Annotated in this window: 19 protein-coding genes; 12 read left to right on the forward strand and 7 right to left on the reverse strand. The window is 65.6% G+C overall.

Going from position 1 to position 19,097, the window contains the following annotated elements; translation table 11 throughout:
- The first annotated feature begins 15 nt into the window (after positions 1-15).
- Genes CYU59_RS19775 through CYU59_RS19795 form a run of 5 tightly spaced genes read left to right on the forward strand, consistent with a single transcriptional unit; the run spans position 16 to position 5,029 of the window.
- Positions 16-1,647: an NAD(P)/FAD-dependent oxidoreductase gene (locus CYU59_RS19775; RefSeq protein WP_293001796.1), complete on the forward strand. Its 1,632-nt coding sequence runs from the start codon at positions 16-18 to the stop codon at positions 1,645-1,647.
- A gap of 9 nt (positions 1,648-1,656) precedes the next feature.
- Positions 1,657-2,766 (forward strand): PHB depolymerase family esterase, encoded by a 1,110-nt coding sequence (locus CYU59_RS19780; RefSeq protein ID WP_293001798.1) that lies wholly within the window; start codon positions 1,657-1,659, stop codon positions 2,764-2,766.
- Positions 2,763-3,146 (forward strand): nuclear transport factor 2 family protein, encoded by a 384-nt coding sequence (locus tag CYU59_RS19785; RefSeq protein WP_293001800.1) that lies wholly within the window; start codon positions 2,763-2,765, stop codon positions 3,144-3,146. Before CYU59_RS19780 ends, CYU59_RS19785 begins: the two co-directional genes overlap by 4 nt.
- Positions 3,143-4,183 carry a TIGR03857 family LLM class F420-dependent oxidoreductase gene (locus CYU59_RS19790; protein WP_293001802.1) on the forward strand — a complete coding sequence of 347 codons (1,041 nt, stop codon included), beginning with the start codon at positions 3,143-3,145 and terminating at the stop codon, positions 4,181-4,183. The genes CYU59_RS19785 and CYU59_RS19790 overlap by 4 nt, the downstream gene beginning before the upstream one ends.
- Positions 4,184-4,192: 9 nt before the next feature.
- On the forward strand, positions 4,193-5,029 hold the full coding sequence (locus CYU59_RS19795; RefSeq protein ID WP_293001804.1) for an SDR family oxidoreductase: 837 nt from the start codon (positions 4,193-4,195) through the stop codon (positions 5,027-5,029).
- A gap of 20 nt (positions 5,030-5,049) precedes the next feature.
- On the opposite strand, the gene CYU59_RS19800 is transcribed toward CYU59_RS19795, so the two are convergent.
- The gene (locus tag CYU59_RS19800; RefSeq protein WP_293001806.1) at positions 5,050-6,546 is read right to left on the reverse strand and encodes a carboxyl transferase domain-containing protein; all 1,497 of its coding nucleotides are present in this window, start codon (positions 6,544-6,546) and stop codon (positions 5,050-5,052) included.
- Between the two features lie 82 nt (positions 6,547-6,628).
- Between CYU59_RS19800 and CYU59_RS19805 the strand changes: the two genes are divergently transcribed.
- The 3 genes from CYU59_RS19805 (at position 6,629) to CYU59_RS19815 (ending at position 9,490) form a co-directional block, all read left to right on the forward strand.
- Positions 6,629-7,084, forward strand: a complete 456-nt coding sequence (locus CYU59_RS19805) for a pyridoxamine 5'-phosphate oxidase family protein (RefSeq protein WP_293001808.1) — start codon at positions 6,629-6,631, stop codon at positions 7,082-7,084.
- A gap of 128 nt (positions 7,085-7,212) precedes the next feature.
- Positions 7,213-8,244 (forward strand): LLM class F420-dependent oxidoreductase, encoded by a 1,032-nt coding sequence (locus tag CYU59_RS19810; protein ID WP_293001810.1) that lies wholly within the window; start codon positions 7,213-7,215, stop codon positions 8,242-8,244.
- A 10-nt stretch (positions 8,245-8,254) separates the two neighbouring features.
- The gene (locus CYU59_RS19815) at positions 8,255-9,490 is read left to right on the forward strand and encodes a cytochrome P450 (protein ID WP_293001812.1); all 1,236 of its coding nucleotides are present in this window, start codon (positions 8,255-8,257) and stop codon (positions 9,488-9,490) included.
- Here CYU59_RS19815 and CYU59_RS19820 read toward each other — a convergent pair whose 3' ends face one another.
- The 4 genes from CYU59_RS19820 to CYU59_RS19835 all read right to left on the reverse strand — a co-directional run bounded on the left by CYU59_RS19820 (position 9,491) and on the right by CYU59_RS19835 (position 14,090).
- Positions 9,491-10,849: an HNH endonuclease signature motif containing protein gene (locus tag CYU59_RS19820; protein ID WP_293001814.1), complete on the reverse strand. Its 1,359-nt coding sequence runs from the start codon at positions 10,847-10,849 to the stop codon at positions 9,491-9,493.
- Positions 10,850-10,970: 121 nt separating this feature from the next.
- Positions 10,971-11,729 (reverse strand): alpha/beta fold hydrolase, encoded by a 759-nt coding sequence (locus CYU59_RS19825; protein ID WP_293001842.1) that lies wholly within the window; start codon positions 11,727-11,729, stop codon positions 10,971-10,973.
- Complete coding sequence (locus CYU59_RS19830; RefSeq protein ID WP_293001816.1) at positions 11,713-12,870, reverse strand: Zn-dependent alcohol dehydrogenase; 1,158 nt, start codon at positions 12,868-12,870, stop codon at positions 11,713-11,715. Before CYU59_RS19830 ends, CYU59_RS19825 begins: the two co-directional genes overlap by 17 nt.
- Positions 12,867-14,090 (reverse strand): cytochrome P450, encoded by a 1,224-nt coding sequence (locus CYU59_RS19835; RefSeq protein ID WP_293001818.1) that lies wholly within the window; start codon positions 14,088-14,090, stop codon positions 12,867-12,869. Before CYU59_RS19835 ends, CYU59_RS19830 begins: the two co-directional genes overlap by 4 nt.
- A gap of 98 nt (positions 14,091-14,188) precedes the next feature.
- Between CYU59_RS19835 and CYU59_RS19840 the strand changes: the two genes are divergently transcribed.
- From CYU59_RS19840 to CYU59_RS19855, 4 genes are all read left to right on the forward strand, one after another.
- The gene (locus CYU59_RS19840) at positions 14,189-14,548 is read left to right on the forward strand and encodes a Rieske (2Fe-2S) protein (RefSeq protein WP_293001820.1); all 360 of its coding nucleotides are present in this window, start codon (positions 14,189-14,191) and stop codon (positions 14,546-14,548) included.
- On the forward strand, positions 14,545-15,597 hold the full coding sequence (locus CYU59_RS19845) for an amidohydrolase family protein (RefSeq protein WP_293001822.1): 1,053 nt from the start codon (positions 14,545-14,547) through the stop codon (positions 15,595-15,597). The genes CYU59_RS19840 and CYU59_RS19845 overlap by 4 nt, the downstream gene beginning before the upstream one ends.
- Positions 15,594-16,763, forward strand: a complete 1,170-nt coding sequence (locus CYU59_RS19850) for an amidohydrolase family protein (protein WP_293001824.1) — start codon at positions 15,594-15,596, stop codon at positions 16,761-16,763. Before CYU59_RS19845 ends, CYU59_RS19850 begins: the two co-directional genes overlap by 4 nt.
- Positions 16,764-16,833: 70 nt before the next feature.
- Positions 16,834-17,805, forward strand: coding sequence for an alpha/beta hydrolase (locus tag CYU59_RS19855; RefSeq protein ID WP_293001826.1), 972 nt, complete (start codon positions 16,834-16,836; stop codon positions 17,803-17,805).
- Here CYU59_RS19855 and CYU59_RS19860 read toward each other — a convergent pair whose 3' ends face one another.
- Positions 17,806-18,450, reverse strand: a complete 645-nt coding sequence (locus CYU59_RS19860) for a hypothetical protein (protein WP_293001828.1) — start codon at positions 18,448-18,450, stop codon at positions 17,806-17,808. It abuts the gene before it with no gap.
- The coding region (locus CYU59_RS19865; protein WP_293001830.1) for a hypothetical protein at positions 18,447-19,097 on the reverse strand (651 nt) is incomplete at its 5' end. The genes CYU59_RS19860 and CYU59_RS19865, both read right to left, overlap by 4 nt.

Consider the following 19,097-nt stretch of genomic DNA (forward strand, 5'->3'; position numbering starts at 1 on the left):
GAGAGGCGTTGCAAGGTGGCTGACGAATCTGAGGCCGGTGCACGATTCGATGCGATCGTGATCGGCGCCGGTTTCTCCGGCCTGTACACCCTGCATCGACTGCGTGGGCTCGGGTTGCGGGCCCTGGTGCTCGAGATGGCCGAAAACGTCGGTGGCACTTGGCTGTACAACCGATATCCGGGTGCTCGCTGTGACATCGAGAGCATCGAATACTCCTACAGTTTCTCTGAGCAGATCCAGCAGGAATGGGTGTGGACGGAGACGATGCCGGCCCAGCCCGAGGTGGAGGCCTACCTGAACTTCGTCGCCGACCGGCTCGACCTGCGGCGTGACATCCGGTTCGGTACCAAGGTCACCGCGATGGCCTTCGACGAGCAGGACGCGCTCTGGGTGGTGCGCTCCGAGGTGGGTGAGTCCTTCGTCGCGCCGTTCGTGATAGCCGCCTCCGGCATCCTGTCGGTGCCACTGGAACCCGATATCCCCGGCATCGGCGAGTTCACCGGCGAGTCGTTGTTCACCGCACGCTGGCCGGCGGACGGCTTCGACTTCGCCGACAAGCGAGTCGGGGTGATCGGGACCGGGTCGACCGGTGTCCAACTCATCCCGGTGGTTGCTCGGGAAGCCGGACAGCTCTTCGTGTTTCAACGCTCACCGGCGTACACGCTGCCCTGGAAGGTCCGGTCGTTCGATGCCGGCGAGCTGGACCGGATGAAGGCCGACTACGGCGCCATTCGGGAGGCTCAACGTGCCCACCCGATCGGCGCCGCGCGGCTCAGTGCGTTCTCGGTATTGCTCGAGATGCTGGGCAGGCCGCCGCTGAAGTCGGCGTCGCGCGCCGACCAGTTGCGGGCCATCGACGAGAACGGCGTGCTGGGCGCGCTCAATTGGGGCGACGTCTTCTTCGACATCGAGGCGAACCGGATGGCCGCGTCGCTCTACGGTGAGGCGGTGGCCCGGATCGTGAAGGACCCCGACACCGCGGCGTCGCTGGTGCCCGACCACCCCTTTGCGTGCAAGCGCCCGATCATCGACCAGGGCTACTACGAGACGTTCAACCGCGACAACGTGACGCTGGTGGATCTGCGCGCCGCGCCGATCGAACGGGTGACACCGAACGGTATCCGTACTGCCCGCGACGATTTCGACCTCGATGCGATCATCTACGCGACCGGCTTCGACGCCATGACCGGCGCACTGAGTCGCATCGACATCCGTGGGCGCGACGGCGCCTCACTCGGCGAATTCTGGGCCACCGACGGACCGCTGTCGTACCTCGGGTTGGCGGTCGCCGGCTTTCCGAACCTGTTCACCATCCAGGGGCCGGGGAGTCCGAGTGCCGCGACCAACTTCGTCGCCGCATTAGAACAACACGTCGAATGGATCGGCGACTGTATTGCTTACCTGCGCGCCAACGGGATTCGCACCATCGAGGCAACACCGTCCGCGCAACGGGACTGGATCGAGCACGCCACCTCGCTCGTCGCGGCCACGGTTCTGGTCCACCCGTCCTGCAACTCCTGGTACAACGGTGGCAACGTGCCCGGCAAGAAACGGATGTACATGGGTTATACCGGCGGAATTCCCGAATACCGGCGCCGCTGCGACGAGATCGCGGCCACCGGATACAACGGCTTCGCGTTGGCGTAGGTGACGGACATGTCGTTGGCAACTCTCGGCTTCAACGCCGCCCGCGAGCTCAGCCTGGTTTTGCCCCGCACAATTGCCGGGCTCAACGAATCGACCGGCTGGCATCCGGCGACACCGCGCGGGGTCCGGCAGTTCGGCGAGGTCATGTTGGATGAGCTTGTACTGTCTGGCTTTTCGCTGATCGGTGGAGCCCCGAAAGGCATACGATCACCCGATGAGTGCGCCGAGGCGGCCGAGGAGCTGTCCGCATTGGGCATCGACGGTGCGCACGGTGAACCCGAGCCGCTGCGAGTCCACACGATAGAGCGCAAGCGTGTTGCCGGGCTGTCCTACGAGCGGCTCACCTTCGATCACGACCCCGGGTTGCCGCAGAGTCTGGCGAGCCAGCGGCTGGGCGGCCCGGCCAGGGCAGTGGTCCACCTCTGCCGCCACACCGATGGGCCGCGGCCGTGGCTGGTCTGGGTGCACGGCGCGGGTCAAGGTGGTGTGGAGGACTTACTGCTCAGCCGAATCGGGCGCATTCACCACCAGTTGGGTTTCAACGTGGCGATGCCGGTGCAGCCGGGCCACGGTTCCCGGCGACGGGAATGGCCGGCCTACCCGGACATGGATCCCCTCGGCAACGTCGCCGGGATGATGCGGTCGGTGTCGGAGATCCGGGCCGTCGTCAGGTGGGCGCGTCCGCAGGCCAGCGCTGTTGTGGTGTCGGGTATTTCGATGGGAACCCCGGTCGCGGCGCTGGTGTCCCATCTGGAGCGGGACATCGACGCCGTCGGGCTGTACACGCCGATTCTCGGACTCAACAGCATGATCGCCAAGCACCTGGGCCGCTGGGGTTCGGCGCGCGACGAATTCCGCGAGTTGCTGGGTTCCCCGGTGGTGGCTCAGCTGACGTCGGTGATCGACCCGCTTGCCGTCGACCCGGCGCCGCCACCGCAGCGCCGGCTGATCGTCGGAGCGTGGCATGACCGGATGGCGATGCGTGAGCCCACCGAGGCGCTGCAGGAGCGGTGGCGCGGGCAGCTGTACTGGTACGACGGCAGCCATGTCGGCCACGTGTTCTCCCGCAGGGTGTTTGCGGTTACCGAGCGATTCCTGCGTGAAGTCGTTGCCGGATGAGCCCCGTCACCCGCACCGCTCGCGAAGTGGTCGAGCTCTACAACCTGGTGGTGTGGAACGAGCACAATCTGGACTTGGCCGAGGAGTTGTTCGGCGACAACGTCATCCGCCACGGCGTCGGTGAGGCACACACGCTGACTCACGACCAGGCGGTCCAGCGCGTCGCCGACGTGTGGCAGCAGCTCGACACGTTGCGCTTCGACTTGAACATCGTCGTTGCCGGCGATGACGGTGAGCATGTCGCGCTCGTATACGACTCCGCAATGACCACCAAGGACGGCGCCGAGACCAATGTCGCCAGCATCGAAGTGTTCCGCGTCGTGGACGGAAAGATCGCCGAGGTGTGGAATTCTGGCTACCAGCAAGGAGTTTGGAGATGACCGAGACGCTCGACGAATTGGGCTACTACCTGCTGGCCGGGGCCGGCGGTGAAGGCCCGGCGACCTTGATGGACGAGGCACGCCGCGGTGAGGAGTTGGGCTTCGGTACGGCGTTCATCTCCGAACGCTGGAACGTCAAGGAGGCGTCATCCTTGGTGGGCGCGGCGTGCGCGGTCACCGAGCGGATGCAGATCGCCACCGCCGCAACGAATCACAACACCCGCCATCCGCTGATTACGGGATCGTGGGCCACCACCATGCACCGGCTGTCCGGCGGTCGTTTCACCCTGGGCGTGGGCCGCGGCATCGCAGCGATCTATGGTGCGTTCGGAATCCCGGCCGTCACCACGGCACAGATGGAGGACTGGGCGCAGGTGATGCGCCGGCTCTGGCACGGCGAGGTCATCTTCAACCACGACGGTCCGATGGGTAAGTACAACATCCTGTTCCTCGACCCCGATTTCGACGAAAACATCCGGCTGGCCCTGGTGGCGTTCGGCCCCAACACCCTGGCTTTGGGAGGTCGGGCCTTCGATGACGTCATCCTGCACACCTACTTCACCCCGGAGACGTTGCAGCGCAGCGTCGCAACCGTCAAGGCCGCCGCGGAGAAAGCCGGCCGCGACCCCGACAGCGTGCGGGTGTGGTCGTGTTTCGCCACGGTCGGCGACCACCTGCCCGAAGCGCTGCGGCTGAAGAAGACCGTCGCCAGGCTGGCCACCTATCTGCAGGGCTACGGCGATCTGCTGGTACGGACCAACAACTGGGATCCCGCTGTGCTGGAACGGTTTCGGGCGGACTCGGTGGTGACGTCGATCGCCGGTGGAATCGACCACAAGGCCACCCCGGAGCAGATCGAACACATCGCCACACTCATTCCCGACGAATGGTTGGAGCCGTCGGCCACCGGGTCGGCGCAGCAGTGCGTCGACCGGATCCGGCAGGAGTTCGGCTACGGTGCCGACGCGGTGATCCTGCACGGCGCGACGCCCGACGAGTTGGAGCCGATCGTCACGGCCTACCGGACCGCCGGGTAAGAACTAGACATGTCGACGTATCTGCAAGACAAAGTCATCATCGTCACCGGAGCCGCCAGCGGGTTCGGCAAACTGATCTCGGAGAAGTGTGCGGCCGGCGGTGCGAAGGTCGTCGGGGTCGACGTCAGCGTCGACGCGCTCGATGCCGTCTTCGAAGGCATTCGGGCGGCCGGCCATGACGGCACCAGCCATGTCGCCGACGTCGCCGACATGAGCCAGATGCAAGCCGCGGCCCGGCACGCCGTCGACACCTACGGTCGGATCGACGTGATCGTCAACAACGCCGGCGTCATGCCGCTGGCGTTCTACGCCGACCATGCCCGGGCATGGGAGAAGTGGCACAAGGCAATCGACATCAACATCAAGGGCGTCGTGAACGGCATCTCGGCCGTCTACGACACGATGGTCGCGCAGGGACGGGGCCAGGTGGTCAACATCTCGTCCATCTACGGCAATGCCGGCACCGAAGGCTCCGGCGTGTACAGCGCTACGAAAGCCGCCGTCGATGCGCTGTCGGAGTCATTGCGGGTCGAGGCACAGGGCGTGATCAAGGTGACCACCGTCAAGCCGACCGGCGTGTTGGGAACCCACCTGGGCAGCTGGGTCGTCAACGAGGCGGCGATCATGGGCATCCTCGGGCAGAAGGGTGGCCAGTTCGCCGAGAACGTCGCCAAGTTACAGAGCGGCGCACTGGAACCCGCGCAGCTCGACGTGGACTCCGTCGGCTACTGGTTGATCAACCCCGACGACCTGACCAATGCGGTAGTGCACGTGATCGACCAACCGTGGGGCATCAACATCAGTGACGTGACGGTCCGGGCCAGCGGCGAAAACTACGCCTACTGAGGACTGTTCGCGCCGTTCGGTCACGGCATGATCGCGGTGCGCGCCACCGGTTCGGGTGCCGCCTGTCGACTCGACAGTCCCCGACGCAGCGCGGCGAGTAGTGCATCACGTGTCTCGCGTGGGTCGATCAGCTCGTCGAAACCCATGTGCTCGGCCGAGCGGTAGGACGCCTGCAGCTCCGCGTCACGCAGCTTGGCCGTGAGGTCATCACCAGCGTGCGAAGCCTTGCTGAGCGCCGCCGCGCTCATCGCACCCATCGTCGCTCCCGGATAGGCGAACGTGGCACCTTGGCCGTCAAAACTCAACAGCGACATGACCATTGAACCGAAGCCGTACGCCTTGCGCAGCGTGACGTGCAGCTTGACGGTGGTGGCAACCGTCTGTGCGACGAACATCCGGCCACCGGCCCGCAGCACGCCGCTGCGTTCAGAGCGGCTGCCCGGCAGCATGCCCGGGTTGTCGGCGAGAAACACGATCGGCAGATGGAACGAGTCGGCGACCGTGATGAAGTGCGCCGCCTTGTCCGCGGCGTCGGCATCGATGGAGCCGGCCAGCACCTGGGGCTGGTTGGCCACCACCGCCACCGGATGACCGCCGAGATGCGCCAGCGCACAGATGATCGCCTTACCGAATTGCGGTTGCACCTCGAACCAGTCCGTCCGGTCGAACACCACGTCGAGCACCGAACGCATGTCGTAGATTCGCCGGTTGTCGCGCGAGACGATCTCGACCAACTCCGGCGTCGGCCTCGGTGTCGTGGTCTCGTCGTCCGGTAGCGGTGACGGGTAGGACCATGCACTGGACGGGAAGTAGGACAGGTACCGCCGGATGTCGTCGAGCACCGTCTCGTCGTCCTCGCCGACGTTGTGGATCACGCCGCTCGGCAAGGCAACACCGGGTCCGCCGAGGTCCTCCTTCGAAATGTCCTCTCCGGTGGACTCTTTGACGACGGGCGGCCCAGCGGTGAAGATCGCACCCTGCGGGCTCATGATCCGGAAGTCGCAGACCGGCGCGACCAGCGCGCCGTGTCCGGCCGACGGGCCCAGCACCGCGGCGACGGTCGGGACTTTGCCCGAGCACTGCGCCTGGGCGAGCAGATCGGTCGGCGAACGGCCGTAGTGCCCACCGGTCGGCCGAAAACCCGCGCCCTCCAACAGCATCACCAGCGGAACCTTGTCGCGCAGAGCCAACTCGGCGATTCGGTAGCGTTTGGAGTTGCCACCCGGCCCGATGCTGCCGGCCAGGGTGGTGAAATCCTCGGCTCCGAGCATCACCGGCGAGCCGTTGATCAAGCCGGATCCGACGACGATGCCGTCAGCGGCCGTCTCGCCGCCGACCATGGTGCCGATCTCGCGGAACGTGCCCTTGTCGAGCAGGTGCTCGATGCGTCCACGCGCATCGAGTTTGCCCTTGCCATGATGCTTGGCCACCCGCTCCGGGCCACCCATCGCCCAGGTGTGCCGGCGGCGACGGGCAAGGTCGTCCAGCGTCTCTTCCCACTCGGGCGGCTTCGTCATCGACTCGTCCTCATCCGTCGGCGCGATTTACTGAAGTGCTTACTGTAGCGTCTGCGGGAGGTAGACGGCGATAGGTGGTGCGATGGGCATTCGGCTGACCGAGGACGAGGCGTGGGAAGTCGTTCAATCGGCGCATACCGGGATTCTGACGACACTGCGCCGCGACGGTGTGCCGATCGCGCTTCCGGTGTGGTTCGCCGTCGACGATCGCACGATCACGCTGACGACTCCGTCCACCACCAAGAAGATCGCCCGTGTCCGGCGGGACCCGCGGGCCTCGTTCCTGGTGGAGTCCGGGGAGAAGTACGTCGAGCTACAGGGAGTGCATCTCACCGGACGAATCGAGATCGTCGACGATGCCGACGCCAAGGCCCGGATCCAGGCCTCCGTCGATGCGAAGTACGCGGCGTTTCGACCGGCAGCCGGAGCGTTGCCCGCCAAAGCGCAGGCGTTCTATGCCCAGCAGGCCTATCTGCGCTTCGTGCCGGACGCGCGGATCCTGACTTGGGACAATGCCCGGCTCGGTCTGCCGAGGTAATGACGAAGTGACTGTGCCGCATGCCTTTTGCGTGAGTGCGGACGGCGCCATTGACCCTACCGAATTGCTTACTGTAGCTTCACGAGTATGACGCCGGCCTGCGCTGAACTGATCTGGAGTGCGCACAGGTGAGCGCGACGCAGACCGCCGGACTCAAGGTCGACGGCGGCATCTTCACCGACCTGGCCCGAGTTCCGGAACTGGCCGACCAGCTCGAGCGGCAGGGCTACGACGCCTGCTGGACCGGTGAGATCAACCATGATCCGTTCTTCCCGCTACTGCTGGCCGCTGAACACACGTCACGACTCGAACTCGGCACCAGCATTGCGGTGGCATTCGCCCGCAACCCGATGACCGTCGCCAACGTCGGCTGGGATCTGCAGACCTACTCCCAAGGCCGCTTCATCTTGGGCCTCGGAACTCAGATCAAGCCGCACATCGAGAAGCGCTTCGGTATGCCGTGGAGTCGGCCGGTCGCCCGGATGCGCGAGTTCGTGCTTGCGCTGCACGCGATCTGGTCGGCGTGGAACGACGGGACCCGGCTCCGGTTCGAGGGCGAGTTCTACACCCACAAGCTGATGACACCGATGTTCACCCCTGAGCTGCAGCCCTTTTCGGCGCCGAGGATCTTCATCGCCGCCGTCGGTGAAGCGATGACCGACATGTGCGGCGAAGTGGCCGACGGGCTTTTGGCCCACGCCTTCACCACCCGGGAGTACCTGCATGACGTCACCGTGCCCGCGGTGCTGGGCGGTCTGCAGCGTTCGGGTCGCGACCGCAGCGACTTCCAGGTGGCCTGCCCGGTGTTCGTGGTGACCGGTAGCGACGAGGCCGAAATGACCGTGGGCGCAACCGGTGTGCGTAAGCAGATCGCGTTCTACGGGTCGACGCCGGCCTACCGCAAAGTCCTGGAGTTGCACGGCTGGGGTGGGGTGGCGGACGACCTGCACCGGCTTTCGCTGCAAGGCGAATGGGACGCCATGGCGACGCTGGTCGACGACGAGATGCTGAACGCCTTCGCTGTGGTCGCTCCGACGGACAAGCTCGCCGCGGCGCTGAAGGACCGTTGCGACGGCGTCATCGATCGAGTGATGCCGTCGTTCCCCCGCACCCTGTCCGATGACACCATCCGCGCGGTCTTGACCGAATTGCGTCAATGAGGAGTTGCCGATGAGCACGCCCACAATCGACGAGGCCGGCAAGGTCTTCGCCGACCCGCAGGCCTACACCAACGAGACGACATTGCATGCGGCGCTGTCGTATCTGCGAGCCAACGCACCGGTGTCCCGGGTCGAGGTCCCGGACTACAAGCCGTTCTGGGCGATCACGAGACACGCCGACATCATGGACATCGAGCGCAACAACGTGTTGTTCACCAACTGGCCCCGTCCGGTGCTGACCACCACCGAAGGCGACGAGCTGCAGGCCGCCGCGGGAGTCAAGACGCTGATCCACCTCGACGACCCACAACACCGGGTGGTGCGGGCGATCGGGGGAGACTGGTTCCGGCCGAAGGCGATGCGCGCGTTGAAGATCCGCGTCGACGAGCTGGCCAAGAACTACGTCGACAAGATGCTCGAGGTCGGTCCCGAATGCGACTTCGTCCAAGAGGTCGCGGTGAATTACCCGCTGTACGTGATCATGTCGCTGCTCGGGATACCCGAGTCCGACTTCTCGCGGATGCTCAAGCTCACCCAGGAGCTATTCGGCAGCGACGACAGCGAATTCAAGCGTGGCAGCAGCAACGAAGACCAGTTGCCGGCATTGCTGGACATGTTCGGTTACTTCAACGGTGTCACCGCGTCGCGGCGTGAGCATCCGACCGAGGATCTGGCATCTGCCATCGCCAACGCCCGCATCGACGGCGAACCGCTATCCGACATCGAGACGGTGTCCTACTACCTGATCGTCGCCACGGCTGGACATGACACCACGAGCGCGACCATCTCCGGGGGTCTGCATGCGCTGATCGACAACCCCGATCAACTGGAGCGGCTGCGGGACGATCTCGCCCTCATGCCGCTGGCCACCGAGGAGATGATTCGGTGGACCACGCCGGTGAAGGAATTCATGCGGACCGCCGCCGAGGACACCACAGTGCGCGGCGTCCCGATCGCGGCGGGGGAGTCGCTTCTGCTGTCGTATGTGTCGGGCAACCGGGACGAGGACGTCTTCAGCGATCCGTTTCGCTTCGACGTCGGGCGCGATCCCAACAAGCATCTGGCGTTCGGTTACGGCGTGCACTTCTGCCTGGGTGCAGCACTGGCCCGGATGGAGGTCAGCAGCTTCTTCTCCGAGCTGGTGCCTCGGCTGAAATCGATTGAGCTGACCGGTGATCCGGAGCATGTGGCGACGACCTTCGTCGGCGGGCTCAAGCACCTGCCGGTCCGCTACTCGCTGCGCTGACTACGGCTCGTCCTCGTCGTCGTCTCGGAGGAGTTTTTCGGGGTGGTGGTAGGTGTTGGTGCGTGGTTGGCCGTGGTCGAGGTGGGGTGGTGGGATCCATTCGGTTTGGCCGTGGGTGTTGTTGCGGGTGGTCCAGCCCTTCTCGGTGAGGTCGTGGTTGGGGCCGCAGGTCAGGGTCATGGTGTTGACGTCGGTTTCGGGGCGGGTGCGGTAGGGGTTGTTGTGGTGGACCTGGCACTGGTAGGCGGGCACGGTGCAGCCGGGGAAGGTGCAGCCGCGGTCTCTGGCGTGTAACACGATTCGCTGGGCTGGGGAGGCCAGCCGTTTGGTGTGATACAGCGCCAACGCTTTGCCGTGGTTGAAGATGGCCAGGTAGTGGTGGGCGTGGGAGGCCAGTCGGATCACGTCGGACATGGGTAGCAGGGTGCCGCCGCTGGTGAGTCCGCGGCCGGCGCCGGCTTCCAACTCCTGCAAGGTGGTGGTGACGATGATCGAGGTGGGCAGCCCGTTGTGCTGACCCAGCTCCCCTGAGGCGAGCAACGCCCGGCCGGCGGCGAGCAGGGCGTCGTGGTGGCGTTGCCCGGCGCTGCGGGTGTCACCCTGAATGGCGGCTTGGGAGGGGGTGCCGCTGATGCAGGGTGTGTCGTCGGCGGGGTTGCACATGCCGGGGGCGGCGAGTTTGGCGAAGACGGCGTCGAGGGTGGCGCGGGCTTCGGGGTTGAGCCAGCCGCTGATCGGGGACATCCCGTCGATGTCTTGTTGACCGATGCTGAGGCCGCGACGCCGGGCGCGGTCGGTGTCGGTGAAGTCGCCGTCGGGGTTGAGGCAGTCGGTCAACGTGTCGGCCAGCTTGGCCAGCTCATCGGGGCGGTGCTCCAGGCTCAGCCGGGCCAGCTGCGCCTCGGCGGTAGCGCGGGTGTCCACGTCGACGAAGTCGGGGATCCGATGCCAGAAACTGCGAATCACCGCGACGTGGCCGACACCGAGGTCGCCGTTGCGTTGCGCGGCCGCCGTCGCCGCAAGCACCGGCGCGAGCGGTTCGCCGTTGAGCGCCCGCCGCTCACCGAGGTCGGCTGCTTCATGCATACGACGGGAGGCGTCGGTGCGGCTGATCCGTAACCGGTTGGCCAGCACCGGCGCCAACTTCCCACCCAGCACCGCCGGCTCGACAACAGCCAGCTCGTTGATCAACGCATGCTCGACGGCGGGCTGGGCGCGGCGAAACCCCTCAAACCGTTCCAACACCCTGAGCCGTTCAGGGGTGGTCAGCGCGTCAAAGCTGAGGTCCAGGACGCGTTTCCAGGCGGCGTCGAGCGCGTCGAATCCCTCGACGACCTCTTCCCGACTACTAGAACGCATGTTCGAATAGTAACGACGGCCACCGACAGAAGCACCCCACCGAAGCGCAACTGTGGATAAACCTGCGACTGTGGATCAAGCCCACACGGACCGCGGCGAAACTGAAGTGACGCAAGTGGTTTCAGTTGTACAAACCACACCGCTCGACGAGTATCTCGGCCAGCTGCCGAGGCTCGCTGATCATCAGGTCATGGCAGGTGTCGATGGGAATCAACGTGTCGACGCCGCCGAGCGCTTCGATACTCCGCATCTGTACGTGCCGGAACAGCGCGTGGTCCCGCAGGGTGAGGATCCAGGTCCGCGGGATGTCCTCGGGCAGGCCGCTCCGATCGACCGCCTCAGCGATGACCGTCACCGCCTCGGGATGAATTCGCGCCAACGTGAAGCGGCGCTGCGCGCGCGTCATTCCGTTGCAGAAGATCAAGGCGCTGAGTAGGTTTGGCGTTGTCGACGGGGGAGTCCGCAACCGCACCGCCCGACGCACATACCAGGCCAGCGGCCCGACGAGGGTGTCGACGATCGCCGAACCCTGCACCGGCAGACACGACGCCGCCAAGATCATCTCCCGCACCCGCGACGGTCCCAGCGCGGCAACGATGCCGGGCACCGTCAAACCGGCGAGTGAGTGCCCCACCACGACCACCTCACCCAGACCCGCGGCCTCCACCTGCTCGACGGCCGACCGGACGCAATCGGCGATGCTCACCGTCGTCAGATCCCCGGGAGTCGAACCATGACCCGGCATGTCGACCGCCAATACCGGCAAATCCGGTGCGAGCAGGCGTAATTCGTCGACGGTGAGATCCCAGCAGTCCGCCGAGTGTTCACCGCCGTGAACCAGAACCAGGCCCGGCGACTGCGGGTTATTCGATTCCGAAATCGATGATCCCGCGGACGATCTCGCCGTTCAGCAGGTCGGCGTAGGCGTCGTTGATCTCGTCGAGCCGGTACCGTCTGGTGATCATCTCGTCGAGCATCAGTTGACCGGACTGATACAGCCGGGCCAACCGGTCGATGTCGGCCTTCGGATTACACGAGCCGAAGATGGTGCCCGCCAGCGTCTTGTTCATCAGGATGAAGTCCTGCAGGTTGATCTTGACCGAGTGGGTCAACTGCGACGTCATCCCGGTCAGCACGCAGGTGCCGCCCTTGCGAGTCAGGGCAACCCCGTCGCGGACGTCTTCGCGAGCCACCAACGACGGTGAGACCACCACGGAATCGGCCATCACCCCGAGCGTCAGACCGCGCACCAAATCCATTGCCTCTTCAGCTGATCCGGCGGTGTGCGTCGCGCCGAACCGCAGTGCCGACTTTTGTTTGAACTCGACTGGATCGACGGCGATGATCTGTGCGGCACCGTTGACTCTGGCGCTCTGGATCGCGGCCGTGCCGATGCCACCCACGCCGATCACCACGACGGTGTCGCCGGCGCGCATGTTCGATCGGTTGGACACCGAGCCGAAGCCAGTCGGGATCGCGCACGACAACAGCGCGCTGGGCGCCAGCGGAAGGTGCTGCTCGATTTTGACCAGCGACCTCGTCGACACCACGGTGTGCTCGGCGAACGTGCCCACCTTGGCCAGGTGGCCGAGGTCCCGGCCGTCGGCGGTGTGATGGCGAAATGTGCCGTCGGTGGGCATGCCAGGGATCATCGTGCCGATGCCGGCGTCGCAGATGTACTCGGCTCCGGTTGCGCACCAACGGCATTGGCCGCAGACCGCCACAAAGGACATCACCACGTGGTCGCCCGGGGCGAACTCCGTGACGCCGTCGCCGACCTCGACGACGATGCCCGATCCCTCGTGCCCGCCGATCATCGGGAACATGGTCGGCAGCCCCATCGACTTCATCACCTCGTTGGGCGCGGACATGTCGCCCTTGAGGATGTGATCGTCGGAATGGCACAGTCCGGACGCGGCCATCTTGACCAGAACTTCGCCGGCTTTCGGGGGATCGAGCTCGATTTCCTCGACGGACCATGGCCCGCCGACGTCGTGCAGGATCGCGGCGCGACTTCTCACGACACCGGGGTGAAGGTCACGGGCAGGCTGTTGGGCGAGCGGAATGTGACACCGACTATCCGGGTGTCGTCGTCGGGTTCCAGCCGGAGGTTCTCGAGACGATTCAGCAGGCTGTCCAGCATTACCCGAGTTTCCAGGCGTGCCAGATGCATTCCCAGACACATGTGGATGCCGCCCGCAAAAGCGATGTGCGGCTGGCGAGGTCGTCGAATGTCGAAGGTGTTGGAGTCCGGCCAACGGCTCTCGTCACGGTTGGCCGATCCCATGCACAAGTCGACCTGAGCACCGGCGGGGATTGTCGTGCCGCTGATTTCGACGTCGCGGGTCGTGGTTCGCATGACCATCGTCAGCGGAGTCTCGACCCGCAGGCCCTCTTCCATCGCGGCCGGAATCAAAGACCGGTCCCGCTGCACCATCGCCAACTGCTCGGGATGGGTCAACAGCAGGTAGAGCAGGTTGCCCGAGGACCGGTACGTGGTCTCCAGGCCGGCCGGCAGCAGAAGCCGCAGGAACGCGATGATCGCCTCGTCGTCGAGCTTCTCACCGTCGATCTCCGCGGTGCACAGGTCGCCGATGATGTCGTTGGTCGGCTTCCGGCGACGCTGCTCGACCTGTTCGGAAAAGTAGGTGTGCAATTCGCCGGCTGCGATCAACCCGGCCTCGATGTCGGTCTGGATCGAGATGAGGCCTAGCGACAACCGACGGAACATCTCGAGATCTTCACGGGGCAACCCGAGTAGCTCGGAGATGATCCGGGTGGGGAATTCGAACGTCAGCGCCTTCACCAGGTCGGCATGCCCGTCGGCCTTGATCTCGTCGACGAGTTGGTCGCAGACCGGGCCGATGACCGACGGCTCCCAGCGCTCCAAGGCGGTGGCCCGGAAGGCTTTGGCCACCAGGCTGCGATGGTCGTGATGCTCCTTGCCCTCCATCGCCAGAATGGTGTGGCCCATCACCAGGCCGATCGTTTTGTCGTACGCGGCGGAGGTGAAGGCCTTCTCGTCGCGGAAGGCCTGGAAAACCCCGTCGTAGCCGTACAGCACCCATTCGTCGTCGGCCTTCAGCTCCGGCGGCAGCAACTCGTTTTCCATGAAGGTGCCGTGGAACACCGGTTCGGTGCGCCGCATGTACTCGAAGAACGGGTACGGGCTGGTCTCGCCGGTGGTGTCGAGGACGACGGGCTGGTCCCCAACATCGGACTGTTCGGTACGCAGCGTCATTGCCGCTCCTTCGTGACCGGGAATTTCGCTATCATAATATAGATAGCAACGAAGCCCAACGGCTTGTGGCGGTTACGGTAACGAGGACAGTATTAACTGTGGCTGAACGTCGACTTGTGTGTTCGCTCGACGACTTGCCGCCGGGCGCGATGAAACTCGTGGACGTCGGGAAGTTCGGTGTCGGGGTGTACAACGTCGCCGGTTCCCTGCACGCGATCGTGAACTACTGCTCGCACGAGGGCGCGCCGCTGTGCGAGGGACTGATCGGCGGCACCAACGAATGGGCGCCCGACGAGCCGGGCGGGCTGCGCCGGGTGCGCGACGGCCAGATTCTCCGATGCCCTTGGCACAACTGGGAATTCGACGTCACCACCGGACAGAATCTGGCCGACCCCAAGCGACGGGTCCGAACGTACGACGTCGACATCGCCGACGGGAAGGTGTACCTGACCGCATGATCATCGACACCAACGTCCAACCGCATTTCCGCTACAACGCCGAAGTCAGACGCTATTTACCGGCGGCCCACAAGCTGCGGTCCATCCCTGACGTCGAGTCACAGTGGTATCAGGCGCCGGGTGGAAACTACCGGCAGGACCTCTACGGCGAGCACTATCCCGGGTCCGACCGTGACACCGTTGCCCATCACCTCTTCGACGACGGCGGTGTCGATTACGCGGTGTTGAACCCGTCGACCCGGGGCAACATCGCCGACTATCTGCTCAACAGCCGGATCTGCGCCGCGGTCAACGACTGGCTGCTGGACCGTTGGCTGGAGCCCGACACCAGCAATCGCTTCCGCGGCACCATCAGGGTCAACCCGGAAGATCCACGCGGCGCGGTGGCCGAGATCGAACGCCTCGCCGCACATCCCAAGCTGGTACAGGTCGGCGTCCCGATGCAATCCCGCGAGCCCTACGGCAAGCCGATGTTCGAGCCGATCTGGGAAGCGGCCGCCGCCCACGGACTGCCCGTCGCCGTGCACATCAACGGCGGCAACGGTGTCGACTACGCGCCGACGTTCGCGGGCCACGCCGGCACCTATCCCGGCTACGCGGCCTTCATGCCGCTGAACTACTTCGTCCACCTGGCCACGCTGATCGTCGAGGGCACTTTCGGCCGTCATCCCGATCTGAGGTTCGTCTTCGCCGACGGCGGATACGACATCCTGACGCCGCTGATCTGGCGGCTGGACACGTTCTGGCTGTCGATGCGCGACCAGACCCCTTGGGTCGACCGTTATCCCAGCGATTATCTGCCGGCTCACGTCCGCTTCTGCTCGTCGTCGCTGGACGGGCCGACCGATCTCGGCCAGACGCAGCGCTGGATGGAGTTCTCCGGCAAGAGCGATCTGGTGATGTACGGGTCGGCCTATCCGCACTGGTCGACGACTTCACCCGCGGACGCCGCCGACGGGTTGGACGACGCGCAGCGCGACAAGTTGTTGTGGCGCAACGCCGCCGAGCTCTACGGGCTTACGGCGCCGGCGGAAGGGAGTGTCCGATGACCATCATCGAGCGGGCCGAACCGCACCTCGCACACGACGAGATCGCAGTCGCCATCGTCGACACCGACGTGCACCCGATGCCGGTCTCGACCGACGTCCTGAAGTCTTATGCGCCACCGGAGTGGGTCGACAAGATCTGGCCCGTCGGCAACGCCGTCACGCCGCTGCCGCACTTCTACGACACCCCGGACTCGTACAAGACGATGTCCATGCGGGTCGACGCGGCGCCGCCCGGCGGTGGCTTCGCCGGCACCGATCCCGAGTACGCGGCTCAGCAATTGCTCGTCGGCGCCGGCGTCGGCATCGCGACGCTGGAACCGATGTGCGACGCGCAACTGCCACAGGCCGAACATGTGCTGAAGTCGACCTACAACAAATGGCTCGCCGACGTGTGGCTGGACCGCAACAACGCGCACGGCCGCTGGCGTGGCTCGATCAGCGTCAGTGCGCAGGTGCCCGACTCGGCGGCCCGGGAGATCGAGCGGTGGGCGGGTCATCCGTACCTGGCGCAGGTGCTGATGACGCCGCAGACCCGCGGAATCCCGTTCGGCAACCCGCATTTCGACCCGATCTACGCGGCCGCTTCGGCCAACGGGCTGCCGGTCGCCACCCACCTGATGGGGCAGACGCCGTTCGAGCTCATTCCGCTGTTTCCGGTCGGCAATCCGGCCCACTGGCACGACTTCTTCGCGTCCTGGCCGTTGTTGTACGTCTCGCACCTGATGAGCCTGGTCTTCGACGGGGCCTTCGACCGGCATCCCGACCTTCGGATTGTCTTCGTCGAGGGCGGCTTCACCTGGGCCATGCCGGTGATGTCGCGGATGGACCGGATCTGGGAGGCGCGTCGCGCCGATCTGCCGCACGTTCGACGGCGGCCGTCGGAGTACGTCCGCGAACACGTCCGGTTCACCACCCAGCCGCTGGAAGACACCGACGTCAAGCAGTTCCGCGAGTACGTCGAGATGATGGACCTCGGCGACAACCTGATGTTCTCGACCGACTATCCGCACTGGAGCTACGACGCGCCGAACTACGCCGTCAACCGGTTCCCGGCCGCACAGCGTGAGCGGATCATGCACGGCAACGCCACCGCGTTGTACGGCCTGCCGTCGACTGTGAAAGCGCTCCCCGGTGAGCGGCCCGCGGCCGCCGCCGGCCCCGAGTGACCACCGGCGAGTCGGGCCGTATCGCCAACGGCTTAAATAGGGTGACCTAACAACGCCGAAGGACGAGGGTATGACGACGGAGACCGATCGCGCCGAAGCCACCCGGCCCCGCGGAATCAGTCGAATCGACCCGGCACTGCGCGATGCGGCGGCCAAGTCGGCGATCGTGGAATTCCAGGCGGACTCGCTGCCGGCCGAGCGCGAGCGGATCGACCGGTTGGCGGCCGACCGCGCCGCGGCCGTCGACACGTCCGACGTACAGGTCGAGGACCGGGCCATCGCCGGACCCGCCGGTGAACCACTGGGCCTTCGGCTGTACCGCGGTCCGGCCGGATCGTCGGCGCCGCTGACCATCTACGCGCACGGTGGTGGCTTCGTCACCGGCAATCTGGACACCGACCACGCGCACTGCGTGCAACTGGCCCGCGAGGGACGTTGCCTGGTGGTGTCGGTGGACTACCGGCTGGCGCCCGAGCATCCCTGCCCCGCAGCACTGGACGACGTGGAAGCCGCGTTCCGCTACGTCATCGAGCAGAGCGAGGATCTCGATGTCGACCGCACTCGGGTAGTGGTGATGGGCCGTGACGCGGGGGCGGCACTGGTTGCGGCGCTCGCTCAGCGCAACTTCGACTCCGAAGGCCCGGCGATCCTGGCACAGGTACTGCACCAGCCGATGCTGGACTGCGACGCCACACCGTCGCGACGGGAATTCCAGCAGACACCGGGACTCAACGGTCCCGCGGTGAGCCGGGCGTGGAATCACTATCTCGGCCACGGCGCCGCGACCTCGGAGCACGTTCCGGCTCATCGAGCGAACCTGGAAGGGCTGCCGCCGGCCTTCATCAGTTGCGCCGAGATCGACCCGTGCCGGGACGAGGCGATCGATTACGCCAACCGCCTGCTGCATGCTTTCGTGCACACCGAATTGCATGTGGTCGCGGCGACGTTCCACGGGTTCGACTCCGCGGTGCCGGACTGGGTGGTGTCGCAGGAGAGCACGGCGCTGCACTCGCGAACGCTGCGCAGATCCTTCGCGCTCTAGCTAGATCGGGTCGAACTTGGTGATCAGCCAGTCGCCGTGCAGCTTGTTCATCGTGACGAGGACGGCGCTGGACGCCATCGACGGGTCGGGGCGTTCCTTGCTGACCGTCGCCTGGTTGACGAAGATCAGCACGACCGCCGAGTCAGCATGCAGGTCCTTGGCCGCGGCGCCGACGACCTGAGCGGTGGTCTTGACGCCTTTCGATTGCGCGGCCGGCGCGATGACGTCCCTGGTGAATTTGTCGTAGTAGTTCGCGAAGTCCCCGCTGAGGTGCGACTTGGCCGCAGCGAAGTCCTCGTTGAGGGTTTCCGGCTTGTAGGTCAGCAGCGCCGTGGTGCCGTCCCGAGCGGCGCTGACAACGCTCTGCTCGACGGAGTGGTCGACCATCTCGTCGGGCCGGTACTGCGAGAAGTACACCCATCCGGCCAGGCTGCCGGCCGCGATCAGGCCCAACACCAGCGCCAGCGGGACGACGGGCAGCGAGCGCCACCGAGACGTCGCCGACGGCGTGACTTCGGCCTCAGTGGTTGCCGTGTCGCTCGCGGCGGCTTTGTCGATTTCGGCGCCTTCGGTCGCCTCGACGTCGGGTGTGGTCTCGACGTCGCCGGTGGTCTCGACGTCGGGTTTTGTCTCCTCGTCACTCACAGCACGAACTCCACTTTCGAAAGCTTCAGCTGATCACCCTCGTGGACCACCGAGACCTTGAAGCGGAAGGTCCGGGGCGCATCCTTGGCGCCGGCCGCGTTGGTGACCCGCTCGTTGGCCAGCACCAGGACGACCGCCGAATCCTTGTTCATCGACTCCACCGCGGCGGCGGCTACAGTTCCCTCTGCCACCGCCTGGGTGTCTTTGACGACGGACGCGAAATCCTCTGCGGTCTTCTGGAATTGGTCCCGAAAGTCACCGGTGGCACTGTCCAGGATCCGTTGGACGTCTTCCTTGGATTTCTTGAAATCCAGTGACGTCAGATTGACGATGCCTTGCCGGGCGGTTGCGATGTACGCCTCCGCCTGCTGCCGCTCGTCCACGACCTTCTGGTGTTGCCACGCCATCCAACCGCTTGCACCGAGCAGTCCGACGATCGCGAGCACCGCGGCAATACTCAATGCGAGCCGAACACTCAAGCGACGGCGTGCCGGTTCGGAATCCGCGGTGTCCGGCGTCTCCGTGGTCTCGGTCGGCTGCTCGACCTCCTCGGCGGCCTCCGGCGTTTCGTCGGCGCCGGGGCCGGCTTCGGTCTTGGCTTCGGTCTCGGCCACCGGAGTTTCGGTAGCCGCCGGGGTTTTGGTCGC

The sequence above is a fragment of the Mycobacterium sp. genome, assembly GCF_002863225.1.
Taxonomy (GTDB): Bacteria; Actinomycetota; Actinomycetes; order Mycobacteriales; family Mycobacteriaceae; genus Mycobacterium.